We start from the raw sequence: 18,955 nt of genomic DNA on the forward strand, positions 1-18,955 counted from the left end.
GTCTATGAATTCAGTTATTCAGGTTCAAAATCTCGTTAAGCAGTACGGTGATTTTACTGCTGTCGATGATGTTAGTTTGCAGGTTGATGCTGGTGAGACCTTAGCGTTACTGGGCCATAATGGCGCAGGTAAATCTAGTTTGATTAAAATGCTATTAGGCATTATTAAGCCAACCTCTGGTCAAATAACCATGATGGGCAAAACAGTTACCCACGCAAAAGATCGTCGTCAAATCAACTTAGGCTACTTACCAGAAAACATCAGTTTGTATGAGAAGCTAACGGGAAAAGAAGTATTGAGTTATTTTGCAGCCTTAAAGCGGATAGATAAATCAAAAGTCTTGCAAGTGCTGGCTGATTTTGGGCTTGAACATGCTCAGGATAAAGCGGTGAAAAGCTATTCAAAAGGGATGAAGCAACGTTTAGGGTTTGCTCAGGCTATTTTGTCTTCTCCCGATATTTTGTTGCTCGATGAACCCACAGTAGGGCTCGATCCACAAGCTTCATTATTTATGTATCAAAAGATCGCTGATCTTAAGCAGCAAGGTTGTGCAATTGTAGTATGCACCCATGAATTGGCAGTGGTTGAAGATAATATTGACCGAGCTTTTATCATGGCGGATGGCAAAAAGCTGGCAAGCGGCAGTTTAGATACACTTCGTCAATCCACCGATTTGAAGGTGCATTTTAAAGGTGAGGAAATTAATCAAGCCATAGCAAAAGATGAGTTTTTGAATACTTTGTCAGTCAATAATCAGTTAATGATCCATCAGGTTGATAAACCACGAGTGATGGAATATCTCACCAAGCATTGCGGTGTATATAACTTCTCGATAGAAGAGCCTGGTTTAAGTGATATTTATCACCACTGTATGAGCAAAAGTCAGCTTAGCGCTGCTTGAGGAGGTTGGATGTTTACGCCAATTTTAACCATCGCAGCTAAAGAAATTAAAGACAACTTTCGTAATCGTTGGGTTGTGTTTATCGGTTTAATATTAACCAGCTTAGCTTTGTTAATTACATTTTCAGGTTCTGTTGTTACAGGTGAACTAGCGGTGCCAGAGCTGCCAATGCTTATGGCGAGTTTAAGTTCAGTAGGCGTGTTTATTTTACCGCTGACGGCGATATTGCTGAGTTATGACAGTTTTATCGGTGAAGAGGAGTCTGGCACCTTATTGTTGCTATTGTCATACCCATTGAGCCGAAGTCAGATAATTCTCGGTAAGTTTCTCGGACATATTGCTGTTTTAGCTTGCACTATAGTGCTGTCTTTTGGGTTAACTGCTGGGCTTATTCATGTATTTACTGGTACCGAGTTGTCTTTACTATTGCCGCTATTTAGCCATTTAGTTTTCAGTAGTATTTTACTGAGTATGTGTTTTGTTTTAGTGGGTTATGTAGTGAGTTTGCAAGTCGTAGAAAAAGCTAAAGCCATTGCTATTTTACTCTTTATTTGGGTAGTGGTTGTATTGGTTTACGACCTTATTTTGCTCACACTAATGGTGGCAGAAACAGCGCAGCTGTCTAATCAATTATTACAGGTCATGATATTACTTAATCCAAGTGATATTTTCCGCGCATTGATGTTAGTTGTCGCCCCTCAATTGGATAATAGCACTAGTCTATCGTCATTAATTCAATGGCCATTATCCAGCCTATATGGTGCTTTATTGGTTTGGGTAAGTGTGATGATGATGATTTCAATGTGGTTATTTCAACGTAAGCGTTTGTAACAAAGGTTTATCCTTGTTACGGATGAGCTGAGCAGCAGTTCATCTTTGAAATTATGATACTGAAGTTTGTATATTAATATTTCATTAAATAAAGTAAAAGAGCTAAATCATCTAAGTAACTGTATTTTATGGGTTTAAATATCTTAATACTGAGTAGGTAATCACATAATTTTTGTACTGATTAGATTATGATTTTAACAGTTTTCTCATTAGATCATTAGTGCAAATTTAGGTGCAAACAGTGCTCAAAATTACATCATATTTAACACTAGATACTTCAGCCAAGCAGCTGATTAATCATCTTAATGATGAAAAAACCTCACTGACTTTTTCTGAAAATGCTGTGTTGATTAAATTATTAGATAACAGCGAAGAAATTTGGACTAAAGAGCAACTGCTTGCAGAGGGTTGGCCCGATAGAGTTGTCGCGCCTACGTCTTTGACCCAATGCATCAGTACTTTACGTCGTAAGCTAGAACCATTTTCTGAGGTTCATTTAAAAGCCGTTGCAAGGCGCGGTTATCAACTTCATATCAATGAGCGAAGCCATGTCAAAATGGTTTCTTTAAGTGATACCGACACCATTCGAGCTGCTTTTTTAGATGTCAGTGTAATGGTTAAAATAGCCGGTGCATTGGTGGTCATTGGTTTGATTATTTATGCTTGGTATCAGTGCGAATATCATAAAGTCTTAAAGCAAACCTCTTTTTGGAACAGTGATAAACAAGTTGAACTTAATATTGGTGGTATCACCGAAAGTGCGACTTTGCTTTATAAAAACAACACAGATCAATTACATCAATCAAAGTGGCAAAAGCACCTTGCCCCAGAAAGTAATGTTGTTCACGGTTTAAATGGTTTTAGTGCCTTTGCACTCACTAACGGTAATCATTACTCCTTTGCATCTTGCCCTGGTTATGCCTTAGATGATTGTGACGGTAAGGGCATAATTAATATTACCTCTTTATCGCCAGAGCCAGCAGGCTTAAATATGCGTGAGTTTGTTCCTCTCAGTAAGGCGATGGAAGAACGTATTCGATATAACCGAGTATTAATCCCACAAAGTAGTGTCGATAATTTTGATGGTGAAATTATTGAGCATCATTATCATGCTGATGTGTATTTTCCAATGGCAGGTGAAAAACTCATTCGTGGTGACTTTAGTATTTCTTTGGTTTACGAAGGCGATAAAAGCGGAAAAATATACACCACAACCTGTATCACTGATGAAGACTGTATCACCACGCCTATTAAGTGGAAAACAAGGGGTACTTTTAATCAATATAAGCAGCAGATTGGTGAATATGACGTGGATGTTTTTTACACCCAAATCGAGCAAAAAGAGTTTATAAAACCTGATTTTGTTACATCCTCAGCGATGCGGTTTTATCGAGAAATTCGCCGTATGGACATTCAGGTGACTGAATTGGTGTTTTTCAGGGTCCATCAAACTGACAACACTGCAGTGTGGATATTCCCGTTTATGGATAGTTTAGTTGCTTGGTCTAAATACGAGAAAGTACAATTCTAGCCATTAGTTTAGCGTACTGATTAATTGAGTTTTAGTGCGAAGAAAATAATGGGGATAAACAAAAGCCGACTAAAATAGTCGGCTTTTTAATGGGTAAATCAATTAGGCTTATTTGATAAATGCGAAGGCATCACCATATAAGTGAGCTTCATCGACGCCCATTTCACGGAATACTTCACGGGCAGCACCAACCATATCAAAACGGCCTGCGATATAGATGTCATAGCCCACTAAACTGACATAGTCTTGCTTAATTTGCTCAAGCAAATTGGCTTGTTTGCCATTCCAGTTTGCAGGTGCTTCTTCGACAACAGGCACAAACTCTAACCAGTTGTGATCAGCATGCCATTGACGAGCAATCTCTTGATAGTACATGGCATCTTCAGTACGGCAGCCCCAATAGAATTGAGTTGGTACTGATTGTCCGAGCGCAATTTGTTGCTCAATAATGCTTTTAATATAAGAGAAACCTGTTCCGCCAGCTACCATGATACGAGGACGTTGGCTTTCAGCGCGTAAAAAAGCATTACCTGCTGGTGCTTCTATCTCAATGTAATCATTGTTTGTTAAGCGCTCAACAACTTGCATTGGATAGCTTTCAGAAACAGCTGCGCCAATATGAAGCTCAATGATTTCTGCATTAGGAGCCGAGGCAATCGAGAAAGGACGTTTGTCTTTTTCTCCCATCACGATTGATAAGTATTGCCCAGCTTGGAACTCAAAAGCCGCTTCAGGTTTAAGAAATACCTGAAAAACTGCGTCATTAAACGCGGTGACTTTTTCAACTTTACAGCGAATGGTGTTCATCTAACGTCCTTTATGGCCCTTTCTAAGAAGGGTTATTTTCTTTTTATATGTAGGCTCTAGGTTGAGCTAGTGTGATATAGATCACCATTATAGCGTTGGAGCATCGTCAATACCTAATTCTTCCCAAATATGATCAATCTTTTCTTTCACTTTGGGGTCCATCACAATCGGCGTTCCCCATTCTCGGTCGGTTTCACCAGGCCATTTGTTAGTGGCATCTAGACCCATTTTTGAGCCTAATCCAGCAATAGGAGAGGCGAAGTCTAAGTAATCGATAGGGGTGTTATCTACCATAACAGTGTCGCGAGTTGGGTCCATACGGGTAGTGATAGCCCAAATAACATCTTGCCAATCGCGGCAATTTACATCTTCGTCAACAATGATAATGAACTTGGTATACATGAATTGACGTAAGAATGACCAAGCCCCCATCATCACGCGTTTGGCATGACCTGCATATTGTTTACGAATTGAAATCACTGCCATACGATACGAGCAGCCTTCAGGCGGCAAGTAGAAGTCAATTATTTCAGGGTACTGCTTACGTAATATGGGCACGAAGACTTCATTAAGTGCAACGCCTAACATGGCTGGCTCGTCAGGTGGACGGCCTGTATAGGTGCTGTGATAAATCGCATCTTTACGTTGGGTCATATGGGTGACGGTAAAAACTGGGAATTTATCGGTTTCGTTATAGTAACCAGTGTGATCACCGTATGGCCCTTCTTCAGCCATTTCTTCAGGGTCAATATAGCCTTCTAAAATGATTTCGCTGGTGGCGGGTACTTCTAAGTCGCAGCTTAACGCTTTACAGACTTCAGTGCGCTCGCCGCGAAGTAAACCTGCAAAAGCATATTCACTCATTGAGTCTGGCACAGGAGTAACTGCGCCTAAAATAGTCACAGGGTCTGCGCCCAGTGCCACCACAACTGGGTAGCGCTCACCAGGGTGTTTTTCTTTAAAGTCTTTAAAATCTAACGCGCCACCACGATGGTCAAGCCAGCGCATAATAAGTTTGTTTTTCCCCAGCAATTGCTGACGGTAAATACCTAAATTTTGGCGTTTTTGACGTGGACCTTTGGTGATGGTTAATCCCCAAGTCACCAGTGGTGCGACATCTCCAGGCCAACAATGTTGGACAGGTAATTTGGTTAAATCCACATCATCACCGGTAACAACCACTTCCTGACATGGAGGGTTACGCACGGTTTTTGGCGGCATATTGAGTGCTTGCTTGAATTTAGGGATTTTCGCAATAGCATCTTTGAAGCCACTAGGCGGTTCCGGCTCTTTTAGGAATGCGAGTAACTCACCGACTTCACGAAGTGCTAATGGATCTTCTTTACCTAGTGCCATGGCAACTCGCTTTGGAGTGCCAAATAGGTTGACTAACACAGGCATACTGTTGTCTGTTGGGTTTTCGAAAAGTAGGGCTGGACCGCCTGAACGTAATACACGATCGGCAATCTCGGTCATTTCCAAATTGGGATCAACAGGATAACTAATACGTTTCAGTTCACCGTTGGTTTCTAGGTGATCGATGAAGCTACGTAAATCCTTAAAACTCATGGCTTATTCACTCGTTTATTGAAAGCTCTTTGAGGCGCACTATAGCATTTTTATAATATTGGGTTAAGCCAAGATTATTTGTTAACCGCGATTTGAGGTAAACTGATCATTATCGACTTTGGGATATTTTGCTAAGGAGTGATCATATGACAATGCAGACTCAAATGGGCTTTGTTACTTTTAAAGTGACAGCAGTGTGCTGCTTAACTGCCTTAGCTTTTATTCCATCTAGCATCAACGCAGAGTCTTTTAACTCTCACTCTATGAGAACCCTAATGGCTGAAAGTGACAGTAAACGCCATTATTCGAGTGGTGGGGGGCGCTATTCCCGTCATTCAGGTTCATCGGTTAGATGGGGAGTCGGCTATAACAATTACTGGGGACCTAGTGTGGGCATCGGTTGGAGTAATGGCTGGAACAATCGTTGGCATAGCCGCTGGGGCTATAATGGTTGGGGTGGAAGATGGGGGAATGGTTGGCGTTATCCATATCGATACGATTATTACGACCGTCACTATCGCAATCAATATATGAATAATTCAGCCCCGAGATCTAATTATGTTGAGCCAGTTACTCAAGTTGAGCCACCTAAACGGACAACAACCAGTATTCAATATGCTAAAGGGCTGACTCAGTTACCTGACAATGCTCGAGTGATCCAACGTGATGGGCAAACACTTTATCAGTGGGACGGAAAAGAGTATTACTTTGATTGGTCTACAGAGCGGTATTTTGCCCTAGAATCTCAGTCTCAATAAGGCACTTTTAATGGTGCCAGTAAAAGTGCAATGAATATGTCTATTATGACCAAGTTTAAATGTTACAGTAACATTTATGCTTGGTTATTTTTTACAGCAGAATAATTCGATGTAAATTCAAAACTGGGGTATTTAACTAAATTCACTATTTTAGGTATGTAATCGATATATATTTCCGAATAAACACTTATCTCAGATATGCTCTATCAGCATTAAGTCCTGCTTTATTGAATATTTTTATAATTAAATCATTGATTTTTAACTTATGAATTCGTATGCAATGTAGCGACTTTGTTGCTTTTATTGTTTACATGTCTATTATTTCATCATAAGCTGATTCAACTTTAGTTGGATTAATTTATCACTTCAACGTCAATCCACATATAAAGCACACATTATAAAAATAATAATATGAGGCTGAATTGTGGGATTACTCTCTTGCTTACAACGCGCTAAATGGAACCTTGTTGTTAGCGCTATCATTTTTTCTGTTTCGACCGTATCCGCAAAGCCTCTTAATATTCCTGGTAGCCCAGAAGGGGTTTCACTGCCTATTGATTTATTAAATGAAGTCGTAAAGCGTAGTGATATTTATACTTCAATTCACCACCCTTACGGTGAAAAGGGCGACAGCACTTTTACAAAAACGGTTTACGATTTAAATGCAGGGGTATTAGATTTACTTTGGACTGCCACATCGACAGATTATGAGCAGTCACTGCAGGCGATTTATTTTCCTTTATATCGCGGCACTTTAGGGATGCGTTTGGGGATAGTTCGCCAACAGCGATTATCATTGTTTAGCGGTGTAAATAGTTTGGCGGATCTTCGGCAGTTCACAGCGTGCCAAGGAAAAATGTGGGCTGATACACAAGTGCTTGAGTCAAACGGAGTTAAGGTATCTAAAAGCTTAGGGTATTTAAACATTTTTCCTATGCTTGAAGCGGATCGTTGTGACTATTTCCCAAGAGCAATATTTGAACCTTGGGCAGAGGTAAAGCGTGAAGCTGAATATGACTTACATGTAGAACCTAATATTATGCTGCGCTATAAAATGCCATTCTTTTTCTTTGTGAAAGCGGGCAATAACCAATTAGCAGAGCATATCAATACCATTCTATATCAGATGTTTGAGGATGGTGCTTACCAAGCTTTATTCAACAATGATGATGACGTTAAAAATGCCTTAACTTTAGGTCATCTTTCTAACAGAACAATTATCGATTTAGAAAACCCCAATGTCAGTGACAAGGTGAAAGCCATCCCTGAGAAAATCTGGTTTGATCCGATTGCAGGAAATAAATAATGAAAACAATTACTGGGAAAATCACTTCACTGGTTATTTTGATTGTCTTACTGGTGAGCTCTATGTTGGCTGGGATAAATTATTGGAGTAATCGTGATAGCTTGCTTAATGAATATCAACAGCAACAAAACAGCATAACTGAGCAACTAAAAGTTATTTTAAAAGAGCCGGTTTTTGTTTATGACAAAGATGCAATTAATTCAATTATTTCGGCCTTAGTTCATCAGCCATTAATCGCTTCTATTAAGGTCGTTGATCAACGAAACCGTCAAATGGGACAAACAAGTACTGAGCAATCCATTGATGATAATGGCGCCGTAGATATTATTTGGGAAAACAAGAAAATTGGTACTGTTCATATTGGTTTCTCGAAAGAAAGTGTCAATCAAGCCTTGAGTGATATATTGTTTCAAGCCTTGTTCTCAACCTTATTTACTTTAGTTGTCTTAGTCATCCTACTGGTGGTTGTAGTGCGTAAAGTCATGGTTGAGCCGTTACTTGAAGTTAATAATGTTTTAGCTGATATTGCCGGAGTCGGGGGCAACTTAACCGCTAGGATCCCAGTTAAACGAACAGATGAAATTGGTCAATTGGCCACTAACTTCAATAGTTTTATCAGCACAGTACAAGATATTATTACTGATATAGCTGATGCTGAAGAGCAGCTGAAACAAGTTTCAATTGAAGTTAAAAATATTAATCAAAAAGCGATACAAGGTAATGCAAAGCAAAGCGATTTAACCTCAGTTTCCTTATCAAATTTGCATCAACTGGATTTAGCGACTAAAGAAATAGCCACTAATTCTGAATCCACTTCACTTAAAAGTCAGCAGGCCTATAAATTATCGGTAGATAGCCAAAAAGACATTCATGACAATATTGAACAAGTGAAATTATTGGTAGAAAACTTAGATAAAACGGCTTTAGAAGTGACAGAGCTTAAACAGGCCAGTGACAATATTGGTAAAGTGCTTGATGTAATAACTGGCATTGCTGAGCAAACCAATTTATTAGCGCTCAATGCGGCAATTGAAGCTGCAAGAGCAGGAGAGTCAGGTCGAGGCTTTGCGGTTGTTGCTGATGAAGTTAGAGCTCTTGCCAGTAAAACTCATCATTCAACGACAGAGATCCAATCGATTATCAGTCATTTGCAGCAACAAGCTGAGACGTCTTACCAAGCCACTATTACCAGTAAAGACTTAGTTGCGGTCACGATAGAAACGACCCATAAAACCGGCGACTCACTGCAGCAAATCACCGATGAAATGAATAGCATTAATGACATGATCACTATGATTGCGAGTGCTTGTGAAGAGCAGGCGAATGTCACATCTACCGTATCGACTGACATGCAAGTGATTAGTGAGGGGGCACTGTCATTAACTGATGATGCCGAGCAATTAAAGGAAACTACTGCTCATTTGATTGACGTATCTAAGCAAATGGAATCGCAAATTAAGCGTTTTAGCTATTAATTTCAATTTACTGTGAAGTTTTGGCGCTCCGATTCAATTAGTCGCGACAGAATAACAACCTGAACACTAGAAAGGTAAAAGCCCTAATGAATCCATTTCATTAGGGCTTTTGTTGTTGCATTGTCTTCCGACATTTTATCGTTACATATTATTATTTTTATTCCCTGTAACGTACTTCAAAATAGCCGCTGTTGTTCTATGGGGGTAACAACAGCAATTATTAAGAATGAACTGACAAACTTGCCTGTCATTATATTTTTATTATCCCTTCCCAATTGCTTTCGCTGATGAGAAGTCAAGCAAGTTTGTCGTAGCACTTTACGCTGTGAACCTAACCTAAATTACTCTTAGGTTCAGCATAATAAATTGACAAGATATGTTGTTAGTTTTAACTCTCGCTGGGGATCGAAAGCTAAACAACTTATCTTGCCTAAACCGCTAATGATTATTGAGTAACTCGCTTAACTTAGTTGTTCAATAAAACATTATAAAATTGACAAGAAGAGTGACTGTTATTATCTAACCATAACTGCCTAATGTTCGCTGGGGGACGAATATTAAAGCCACTTTTCTTGCCTGAACCGCTAATGATCTCTCGAGACAAATCACTCACCAATCTGCTCAAAATCTCACTGTAAAATTGACAAGTAAGTCGCTATCAATGCCTAACTTGACTGCTTAACTCTCGATGGGGGCCGAAAGCTAAAGCGACTTATCTTGCCTGAACCGCTAATGATGAATTGAGACAAATTAGCTAATTGCTCAAATCATCACTATAAAATTGACAAGTAAGTCGCTATCAATGTCTAACTTGACTGCTTAACTCTCGATGGGGGCGAAAGCTAAAGCGACTTATCTTGCCTGAACCGCTAATGATGAATTGAGACAAACCAGCTAACTGCTCAAATCTTCACTATAAAATTGACAAGAAAGTCGCTATCAATACCTAACTTGACTGCTTAACTCTCGATGGGGGCCGAAAGCTAAAGCGACTTATCTTGCCTGAACCGCTAATGATGAGTTGAGACAAACTAGCTAACTGCTCAAATCGTCACTATAAAATTGACAAGTAAGTCGCTATCAATGTCTAACTTGACTGCTTAACTCTCGATGGGGGCCGAAAGTTAAAGCGACTTATCTTGCCTGAACCGCTAATGATGAGTTGAGACAAACTAGCTAATTGCTCAAATCGTCACTGTAAAATTGACAAGAAAGTCGCTATCAATGTCTAACTTGACTGCTTAACTCTCGATGGGGGCCGAAAGCTAAAGCGACTTATCTTGCCTGAACCGCTAATGATGAATTGAGACAAACTAGCCAACTGCTCAAATCATCACTATAAAATTGACAAGAAAGTCGCTATCAATAATTACTTGATTGTTGAACTTCCGATGGGGGCCGAAAGTTAACACGACTTATCTTGCCTGAACTGCTAACGAACCAATTTGTAAATTTAATTCATTTTTTTATTTCGTTAATTACCATTGATCGCAACGAGTTGCTGGTTAAGCTGAGACAACTTACGTTGTAAATGAGCTATCTCAGAAGTAATGGCACTTTTTTTCATATTAGATACAGGCTTGATATCTTTTTTTCTTACCCATTGGTAAATGGTTTTAGCTGACACACTGTACCGTTTAGCAACATCTGAAATTAAACGATTATCTTGCTGCACTTCTTTGATTACTTGCTGCTTAAGTTCGCTTGAATATACTCTGTTTAATGCTGTCATAACGCTACCTACTGCTCTGCTTATTACTGCTAATATTTGGTTTTTAATTGCTACTTATCTTGGCTAACAATCAAAATCAACTTACAAGGTTATTAAATAAACCAGATGATTAAGAACTACTTTTTATTGATGTTGTTATCAACATCCCAACAGCTATAGCCGAGGTGATTAAAGAAGTTCCATTGATACTGGCATTGCTCAAAAATTACTTTTAAATGATTCATGCTTATCTCCTTCATCATGCTCTTTGCTTTTAATTTGCTGTTATAAAACAGGTCCTATTTACTCAAAATTGGTCAATTATCAATCTACCCCTAAGGTGGTATATATCTATATGGAATACTTGTGCCAATTTTAAAATAAATATTTTAAATATATAAAACAACAACTTATTTTTTTAAAGTGTTAACTCTAAAAAATGACATTGTTCGATAATGGTGCAATGGTTCTTTTTTGGTGCAAATATTAGTTAAATTGGTAAAAGATATTAACCAAAGATTTCGAGCATGATTCTAGCTTAATTGTGTGTCAGAAATTTGAAGGTATATGTAGTCAAACTTAAACGGGCGAAAACAAGTCGTTGTTAATTGAATTGAGTGATTTATTGGAAGGAGTGATTGTCTAACAATTGCTAATTACTGGCGCTAATTACAGGAACTAATTACAGGTGCTAATTACAGGTACTAATTACAGGTACTAATTACAGGTGCTAATTACAGGTGCTAATTACAGGTGCTAATTACAGGTGCTAATTACAGGTGCTAATTACTGGCGCTAATTTCAGGAACTAATTACAGGAACTAATTATAGTTGCTAATTACAGAGACTCATTACGCATGCTCACTACAAATAAAAAATCCATGAACCTTGGTAGGTCATGGATTGTTTAGGGTGTTCTGAGCGGCTGTTTTGAGCGGATTAGGTTAGGAAAACCTGCTTACATAAGGAAAATAGTTGCTAGGCCTAAGAAAGCGAATAATCCTATTACATCAGTCACTGTTGTTAACACCATTCCACCGGCAAGTGCAGGGTCGATGTTGAGTTTTTTAAGTATTAACGGGATGCTTGCACCAGCTAAACCAGCAACTGTCATGTTGATCAGCATAGCCCCGCCAATAAGGCCGCCTAATGCCATGTCATCTTTCCATAACCATACCGCAAAAAATACCAACACAGACCACATGATGCCATTGAGGAAACCAATAGCTAATTCTTTGCCAATAAGCCAACGGGAGTTACTCTGGCCAATATGACCTAACGCAATACCACGAATAACCAAGGCTAAGGTTTGGTTACCTGCGACACCGCCCATGCTAGGGACAATAGTCATTAAGATTGCAATGGTAGCAAACTGCTCTAATGTGCCCTCAAACATATTACTGACTGATGCAGCAAGAAGCGCAGCAAATAAGTTGATGGTCAACCATAGAGAGCGTCTGAAGGTACTTTTCATGACTGGACCGAAGGTGTCTTCGTCATCATCCATACCTGCCATCCCCATCATCGAGTGTTCGGCGTCTTCACGAATAACATCAACAACATCATCAATGGTGATACGGCCTAGCAGTTTTTGCTCTTCGTCAACAACAGGTGCAGAAATCCAGTCATGGCGTTCGAATAATTGTGCTACTTCATTGTCGGGCATATCCACGGGGATACTTTCAAGCTCAGGATCCATGATGGTACGGATAGTTTCGCTTGGATTACAAGTTAACAAGTCAGCTAATCGAACACCACCGAGTACATGGTCGTTTCTATCTACCACATATAAGGTATCTGTGGTGTCAGGTAAATTACCGCGCTGGCGAAGGTAACGAAGTACGACATCAATATTAACGTCAGGTCTGAGTGTAACAGTATCGGTATTCATGATACTGCCAGCGGTGTCGTCTGGGTATGAGAGTGCTTGTTCAACGCGATGACGATCTTGGCTGCTCATTGATTGCAGTACTTTTTTGTATACTGCATCAGGAAGGCTTCTTAAGATATAAGCTAAGTCATCGGTGTCCATGCCTGAAGTTGCTTGAGCCACTTTTTCAGGAGTCATGCCGCTGATGAGTGAATCTTTTAACTCTTCACCTAATTCTTCTAAAATTTCACCGGCTTGTTCTTGGTCGATGAGTTGCCATAACACTTGGCGGGTTTTAGGAGGAGAAGATTCAAGGATGAGGGCGACATCTGATGCCGCCATATCATGTAGCATGTTTCTTACATGGACAAACATACCGCTGCCCAATGCCTGGGTCAGCTGATTTAGGCGTTGTTCGGTAAGCTCGCTGTCGATTACTTCGATACCCATTCGCCACTCCTCAAAAATTCGATTGTTAATATTAACTTAACAGTGTGTAAAGGGAGAAGCAGTTTCTAATACGAGATGATTTACCGTATAAAAAGTAAGCACTTCATTAAGTTAGTGTTGACTTACATAGTATAGTTAACAATTAGGTTTGATGGAGGTGTTTAGCTGAACGGGTCGGAGAATTTGAGTTGCTTGAGTTGCCGATTTACAGAGAGGTTAGCTTTCTTCGTCAAATTTATCATTGATCAATTTACACACAGCATCTAATGCTTGCTGAGCATCAGCGCCTTGTGCTTCTACGGTAATTACTTTACCAATACCGCTTTCTAGCATTAATAAACCTAATACGCTGGCAGCGCTTGCCTGTTTTTCACCTTGGATAAGGGTAATGCTTGCTTCGAACTCAGTGGCTAAAATAGCAAGTTTAGTCGCCGCGCGGGCGTGAAGACCCAGTTTATTACTGATGGTGATATCTTTTGAAAAGCTCAAAGATTGACTCACTTATCAAGTTCCCTATGACGGGCACTGACTTGATGCTTAGTGTTATTGAAGCGTTTGGTCAGTTGATCAGCAATATAAACAGAACGATGCTGACCACCAGTACAACCAATAGCAATGGTTAAGTAGCTGCGGTTGTTGCGTTCAAGGTGAGGCATCCAAGTTTCAAAAAGGTTTTCAATTTGCCAAATGAACTTATTAACTAAAGGTTGTCTGCCTAAAAACTCTTGAACAGGCTTATCAAGCCCTGTTAAAGGTCTTAATTCCATCTCCCAATGCGGGTTTGGCAAAAAGCGCACGTCGAACATGAAATCAGCTTCGGCCGGCATACCATGCTTGAAACCAAAAGATTCAAAGTGGATCACCAGTTCTTTATCGACACTGCCCATTAATATCTGTCTAACTTGATCGCTCAAGTCGTAAATAGTTAATTGAGAGGTATCGATGTAGTGATCGACCATTTTCGCTATCGGTTCAAGTAGTCGACCTTCAAGCTGAATGGCTTCTTGCAGTGAGATTTGATTTTTAGACAGTGGATGTAACCGACGGGTTTCACTGTAGCGTTTAAGCAAAACTTGATCATTTGAGTTTAGAAATAAACTAGTGATGGTCGTATCGTCAGATAGTAAGGCGATTTGCTCTTCAAGCACTTTGCCTTGCTCTTCGATATTACGAACGTCGACACTGATGGCGACAAGCTCGTTATTACCTTTGAGCTGTTCAAGTAAACTACCAATAAGAGGCAGAGGAAGGTTATCAACACAGTAATAACCTAAATCTTCGAGTACCCTTAGTGCAACTGATTTACCTGATCCTGATCGTCCTGATACGATGACAAGTTTCATGCAGTAATAACCTGATAAAGTTCTGTAGCGTCATGACTCTTTCGAAGTCGCTTAAGGATTAATTTATCGCTCAGTTTTTCAGCCATACTCGACAGCGTACTTAAATGCTGTTGGCATTGATCTGAAGGAACAAGCAGCGCAAATAAAATATCCACGGGTTTCTTGTCGATAGCATCAAACTCAATGCCTTCTTCACACTTGATCAAAATTGCTATCGGTTCTTCGATATCAGTTAATCGACCATGCGGAATTGCAATGCCATTTCCTATACCTGTACTACCCATTTTTTCACGGGCTATTAAACTTTCAAAAATAGCCTGTGATGACAAGGTTGGGTATTGGGCAGCCATTAAATTGCTGATGAGTTCCAATACCTTTTTTTTACTGCCCGGCGTGGCGCAGGTAGTACACGCCGGTTGCAGAATTGTGCGAAGTTCCATCGTTAGTGCTTAGTTAACTTCTCTTTGTGTTTAATTACCTGACGATCTAATTTATCTATCAGGGCGTCAATTGCGACATACATATCTGCGTTCTGTGATATGGCAAAAACTTCACCTCCTTTGAGGTGTAATTTTGCTTCAGCAATTTGTTGCAGCTTCTGAACATTGAGCACAACATGAACATTATTGATCTGTTCGAAGTGTCGTTCAAGCTTTGAAAACTTAGTTTGTACGTACTCACGTAATGATTGAGTGATTTCTACATGGTGCCCAGTCAAATTAATTTGCATAGATCATCCTCCAATAACAAAGGCTTACAAGCTTTTTCGTTGGTTTGAGGGAGGGATGAGCATTGCTTCACGATATTTGGCGATCGTACGCCGAGCAACATTAATCCCTTGTTCTGCCAATAGCGTCGCCATTTTACTATCGCTAAGTGGCTTTTGCTGGTTTTCTGCTGCAACTAGCTTTTTAATAAAGGCACGAATTGCAGTAGAAGAACATTCTCCACCATCATCAGTACTAACATGGCTAGAGAAAAAGTATTTTAGTTCAAAAAGTCCGCGAGGGGTGTGCATGTATTTTTGTGTGGTAACACGAGAAATGGTTGATTCATGCATCTCAACGGCTTCAGCAATGTCATTCAGTACCATTGGTTTCATAGCTTCTTCACCAAACTCAAAGAAGCCTTGCTGAAATTGCACAATGCAATTAGCCACTTTTAATAAGGTTTCATTGCGGCTTTCGATACTCTTGATAAACCATTTTGCCTCTTGTAAATGGCCGCGAATAAACTGGCTGTCTGACTGATTAGCAGAGCCTTTCGCCATGGCTGCATATTGCTGATTCACACCAATTTTTGGCATGTTATCTGGATTTAATTCAACGACCCAGCGGCCACTCTTTTTAAACACTGTCACATCAGGAATGACATATTCATCTTTAATAGGAGTGATCTGTAACCCTGGACGCGGGTTAAGGGTTTGAATAAATTGAATCGCTTCGCGTAAATCATCTTCTTTAAGCTTGGTTTTACGCATTAATAATCTAAAGTCGCGGCCAGCAATTAAATCAAGGTGTTCACTGATGAGCAATTTTACATTATCAATACAGGGGATCTCATCAGGGTATTGTCCCAGTTGGATCATCAAGCATTCACTTAAATCTCTCGCTGCAACGCCGACTGGATCAAAATGCTGAACCCGTTTAAGTACGGCTTCAACTTCGTCGAGTTCAATATCTTCAAGACCTAAAGCTTGTAAAATATCTTCGGTGGTTTGAGTTAAATAACCACGCTCATCTACAGCATCGATAATGGCTGTTGCGATGACCAAATCATTTTCTGAAAATGGAGTAAGGTTTTTTTGCCATTCTAGATGTTCGTATAAACCTTCAGTGGTCTCGCCTTGAAAGGGCATATCGTCATCACGAGCAACTGCGCCAGAGCCTGAACTAGGAGAGGCGGTATAAACTTCATCCCATGTGGTGTCCATAGGAAGATCTTCAGGCATTGACTCTTTGGTCAACGATTCTGTGGTATCAACAGTTGAGGTGTCTTTTTCAACGGTAACTTGGCTGTTGTCACTAAAATCAGTATCGGTTTGCTGGGCGTTTTCTTTTACAGGTTCTTTTGCTTTAGCAAACTCATCTTCGAGCTCAAGGAGTGGATTTGAGTCAAGTGCTTGTTGAATTTCTTGCTGGAGCTCCAAAGAGGAAAGTTGCAATAAGCGGATGGCTTGTTGCAACTGAGGGGTCATAGTCAGGTGTTGACCCATTTTAAGTTGGAGTGAGGCTTTCATTTACCGCTTATCCCTAATTGAATTTCATCATCGCGACTAACAATTGTGTGGGTCTAGCACCTTTTTAAACTGCTTCTAGGCTTAAGCTGAACCTTGGCTTAAGTTGAGTCTAGAACATAGCGCTAAAAAGTGGGACTGATACTGGCCGCGAAATGCCATATTGTGCACTAAAGAATGCTAACTATAGCTTGAATTGCTCACCTAAGTATACTGACCTGACTTGCTGATTGTCTAAGATTTCAGCAGGCGTGCCTTCAGCGATTAAATCGCCGTGACTGACAATATACGCGCGCTCACATACATCAAGCGTTTCACGAACATTGTGGTCTGTGATCAATACGCCTAAACCACGACTTTTTAATTGTTGAATAATTTTCTTGATATCTATCACGGAGATAGGATCAACCCCTGCAAATGGTTCATCGAGTAAAATGAACTTAGGGTTAGCCGCTAATGCTCTGGCGATTTCTACGCGTCGACGTTCACCACCTGATAAAGCCATACCTTGGCTATCGCGGATATGAGTAATATTGAACTCTTCTAATAAGTGCTCTAGCTCTTCTATACGCTGTTCAGTCGTTAAGCTTTTACGGGTTTGTAAAACAGCCATGATGTTATCGTGGACGGTCAGTTTACGAAAAATACTGGCTTCTTGTGGTAAATAGCCAATGCCTTTGCGGGCACGAAGATGCATTGGATCTGCAGTGAGATCATCTGAATCAATTAAAATACGGCCTTTATCACTTTTCACTAGCCCTACGACCATGTAAAACGTGGTGGTTTTACCTGCGCCATTAGGACCCAAAAGCCCAACGATTTGACCTGTTTTAACTGTCAAACTAACGTTTTTAACGACTTGGCGGCTCTTGTAGCTTTTCGCCAAGTTTTCAGCAGTTAAGGTAATTTGCGTCATTATTGAGTTTGCTCTAGCGCTGGTGTGACAGGTAATGCATCTGCTGCAGAGTTATTTTCATTCGATACCGGTTCTTCAATGGCAGGCATATCCGCTGGTGTATCTATCACTGCATCTTTAACCGTTTCAGCTTCATCATTGGCAGAAGTAGCTTGATCTTGCATTTGGTTTTCTGACTCTTCTAGTTCAACCTCTGGCACACTAGGCTCGATTTGAGGATTTTCAGTTTGAGTTGAATTGTCTTCAGAGTCATTTAAATCTGGGTAATTTTCTGGCTGAAAAATGGTAATAACACGATCTTGACCATCGCCAGTGCTCTCTGCAATAAGCTGTTGTTTATCAATGTTATAGCTAATTAAATTACCTGTAACTTGGCTACCCGCTTGATCAAGTTTAGCGTTACCTTTTAAGGTTAAAATACTGGTGGCAAGTTCGTATCTAATTTCATTGGCACTGGCTGTACCAATACGGCCATCGTCCAATTCTTGGGAAAAGGTGGCTGGAGTACCTGTTGCCACCATTGTTTTTTGGCCGCCTGATACTTCACTAAATGCACGTAATTGGTCGGCATTAATGTTGATAGTCCCTTGGGTGACATTCACTGGCCCAAAGAAAATAACTTGGTTGTTCTTAATGTCTGCTTTTTGGCTTACAGCTGCGACTTTAAGTTCTTGTTGTAAGTCGCCTTCTTTAGCGTTAACGCTAGTCATTCCAATTAGGCTTATTCCAACTAGACTCATCTTTGCAAGATGATGTAGTGAGTCAGTAAGGTTTTTACTTTGCTTCATACGTTCCTTCTACTTGACTTAAAAGCTCTAATTCTTCGGCATTTAAATCAGCATAAAGGCCTAAGCCTTGTATATTAAAATCTTGACCTGTCACATAAATTTGTCGATCAGATGTCATGATCATGGTGTTCAAATCCAGTGCCAGCATAGTAGTTGTCAAAGATTGTACTGGTTCATTGATGTTTATTGCATCAATAATAACATTATTTTGCAGCACTACTTTGCCAGTCTCTTTATTAAGCTTGCCTAAATCAGCAGTTAATTGCCACTCAGCTTCACCATTTTCTGGATACACCAAATAAACTGGCTCAGTGAATAAGGTTTCATTGGTTTGCTGAAAGTGCTCCATATGCTTTGCTGAAACACGGCTTTGGACTAACCCTTGAGCATTAAATTCGGTGCTACGTAAATCGTTGGCAATAAACTCTGGGCGCGCAGGATCAGGAAGCWACCAAGCTTCCTG

At 40.1% G+C, this 18,955-nt stretch carries 17 protein-coding genes and 1 pseudogene; 6 read left to right on the forward strand and 12 right to left on the reverse strand.

What is annotated here, in order from left to right; genetic code table 11:
- The first annotated feature begins 4 nt into the window (after nucleotides 1-4).
- The 3 genes from FNZ24_RS15110 to FNZ24_RS15120 all read left to right on the forward strand — a co-directional run bounded on the left by FNZ24_RS15110 (nucleotide 5) and on the right by FNZ24_RS15120 (nucleotide 3,263).
- Nucleotides 5-901 carry an ABC transporter ATP-binding protein gene (locus FNZ24_RS15110; protein WP_153915565.1) on the forward strand — a complete coding sequence of 299 codons (897 nt, stop codon included), beginning with the start codon at nucleotides 5-7 and terminating at the stop codon, nucleotides 899-901.
- Between the two features lie 9 nt (nucleotides 902-910).
- Nucleotides 911-1,732, forward strand: coding sequence for an ABC transporter permease (locus FNZ24_RS15115; protein WP_153915566.1), 822 nt, complete (start codon nucleotides 911-913; stop codon nucleotides 1,730-1,732).
- Between the two features lie 241 nt (nucleotides 1,733-1,973).
- Nucleotides 1,974-3,263 (forward strand): winged helix-turn-helix domain-containing protein, encoded by a 1,290-nt coding sequence (locus FNZ24_RS15120; protein ID WP_153915567.1) that lies wholly within the window; start codon nucleotides 1,974-1,976, stop codon nucleotides 3,261-3,263.
- Nucleotides 3,264-3,371: 108 nt separating this feature from the next.
- On the opposite strand, the gene fre is transcribed toward FNZ24_RS15120, so the two are convergent.
- Both fre and ubiD read right to left on the reverse strand, forming a co-directional pair.
- A complete protein-coding gene (fre, locus tag FNZ24_RS15125; protein ID WP_153915568.1) occupies nucleotides 3,372-4,070 on the reverse strand; it encodes an NAD(P)H-flavin reductase in 699 nt (232 codons plus the stop codon).
- Between the two features lie 87 nt (nucleotides 4,071-4,157).
- On the reverse strand, nucleotides 4,158-5,639 hold the full coding sequence (gene ubiD, locus FNZ24_RS15130; RefSeq protein WP_153915569.1) for a 4-hydroxy-3-polyprenylbenzoate decarboxylase: 1,482 nt from the start codon (nucleotides 5,637-5,639) through the stop codon (nucleotides 4,158-4,160).
- Nucleotides 5,640-5,785: 146 nt separating this feature from the next.
- Between ubiD and FNZ24_RS15135 the strand changes: the two genes are divergently transcribed.
- The 3 genes from FNZ24_RS15135 to FNZ24_RS15145 all read left to right on the forward strand — a co-directional run bounded on the left by FNZ24_RS15135 (nucleotide 5,786) and on the right by FNZ24_RS15145 (nucleotide 9,178).
- Nucleotides 5,786-6,397, forward strand: coding sequence for a hypothetical protein (locus FNZ24_RS15135; protein WP_153915570.1), 612 nt, complete (start codon nucleotides 5,786-5,788; stop codon nucleotides 6,395-6,397).
- Nucleotides 6,398-6,821: 424 nt separating this feature from the next.
- Nucleotides 6,822-7,703 (forward strand): ABC transporter substrate-binding protein, encoded by an 882-nt coding sequence (locus tag FNZ24_RS15140; RefSeq protein ID WP_153915571.1) that lies wholly within the window; start codon nucleotides 6,822-6,824, stop codon nucleotides 7,701-7,703.
- Nucleotides 7,703-9,178, forward strand: a complete 1,476-nt coding sequence (locus tag FNZ24_RS15145) for a methyl-accepting chemotaxis protein (protein ID WP_153915572.1) — start codon at nucleotides 7,703-7,705, stop codon at nucleotides 9,176-9,178. Before FNZ24_RS15140 ends, FNZ24_RS15145 begins: the two co-directional genes overlap by 1 nt.
- A gap of 1,474 nt (nucleotides 9,179-10,652) precedes the next feature.
- Here FNZ24_RS15145 and FNZ24_RS15150 read toward each other — a convergent pair.
- The 10 genes and pseudogenes from FNZ24_RS15150 to lptC form a co-directional block, all read right to left on the reverse strand.
- Nucleotides 10,653-10,910: a transposase gene (locus FNZ24_RS15150; protein ID WP_153915573.1), complete on the reverse strand. Its 258-nt coding sequence runs from the start codon at nucleotides 10,908-10,910 to the stop codon at nucleotides 10,653-10,655.
- 937 nt (nucleotides 10,911-11,847) lie between these two features.
- On the reverse strand, nucleotides 11,848-13,209 hold the full coding sequence (gene mgtE / locus FNZ24_RS15155) for a magnesium transporter (RefSeq protein WP_153915574.1): 1,362 nt from the start codon (nucleotides 13,207-13,209) through the stop codon (nucleotides 11,848-11,850).
- A 216-nt stretch (nucleotides 13,210-13,425) separates the two neighbouring features.
- Nucleotides 13,426-13,698 carry an HPr family phosphocarrier protein gene (locus tag FNZ24_RS15160; protein ID WP_153915583.1) on the reverse strand — a complete coding sequence of 91 codons (273 nt, stop codon included), beginning with the start codon at nucleotides 13,696-13,698 and terminating at the stop codon, nucleotides 13,426-13,428.
- Between the two features lie 8 nt (nucleotides 13,699-13,706).
- Nucleotides 13,707-14,552, reverse strand: coding sequence for an RNase adapter RapZ (gene rapZ / locus FNZ24_RS15165; protein ID WP_153915575.1), 846 nt, complete (start codon nucleotides 14,550-14,552; stop codon nucleotides 13,707-13,709).
- Entirely contained in the window at nucleotides 14,549-14,992 is a 444-nt protein-coding gene (gene ptsN / locus FNZ24_RS15170) for a PTS IIA-like nitrogen regulatory protein PtsN (RefSeq protein ID WP_153915576.1), read from the reverse strand. The genes rapZ and ptsN overlap by 4 nt, the downstream gene beginning before the upstream one ends.
- A 2-nt stretch (nucleotides 14,993-14,994) precedes the next feature.
- Nucleotides 14,995-15,282: a ribosome hibernation promoting factor gene (gene hpf, locus FNZ24_RS15175; protein ID WP_153915577.1), complete on the reverse strand. Its 288-nt coding sequence runs from the start codon at nucleotides 15,280-15,282 to the stop codon at nucleotides 14,995-14,997.
- Nucleotides 15,283-15,306: 24 nt separating this feature from the next.
- Complete coding sequence (locus FNZ24_RS15180; RefSeq protein ID WP_153915578.1) at nucleotides 15,307-16,791, reverse strand: RNA polymerase factor sigma-54; 1,485 nt, start codon at nucleotides 16,789-16,791, stop codon at nucleotides 15,307-15,309.
- 181 nt (nucleotides 16,792-16,972) lie between these two features.
- Entirely contained in the window at nucleotides 16,973-17,704 is a 732-nt protein-coding gene (lptB, locus tag FNZ24_RS15185; protein WP_153915579.1) for an LPS export ABC transporter ATP-binding protein, read from the reverse strand.
- 257 nt (nucleotides 17,705-17,961) lie between these two features.
- Nucleotides 17,962-18,444, reverse strand: a pseudogene (gene lptA / locus FNZ24_RS21740) (lipopolysaccharide transport periplasmic protein LptA); the annotation flags it as partial.
- A 34-nt stretch (nucleotides 18,445-18,478) separates the two neighbouring features.
- The coding region (lptC, locus tag FNZ24_RS15195; protein ID WP_153915581.1) for an LPS export ABC transporter periplasmic protein LptC at nucleotides 18,479-18,955 on the reverse strand (477 nt) is incomplete at its 5' end.

This window comes from Shewanella sp. TC10 (assembly GCF_009663145.1).
In the GTDB taxonomy this organism is placed as follows: domain Bacteria; phylum Pseudomonadota; class Gammaproteobacteria; order Enterobacterales; family Shewanellaceae; genus Shewanella.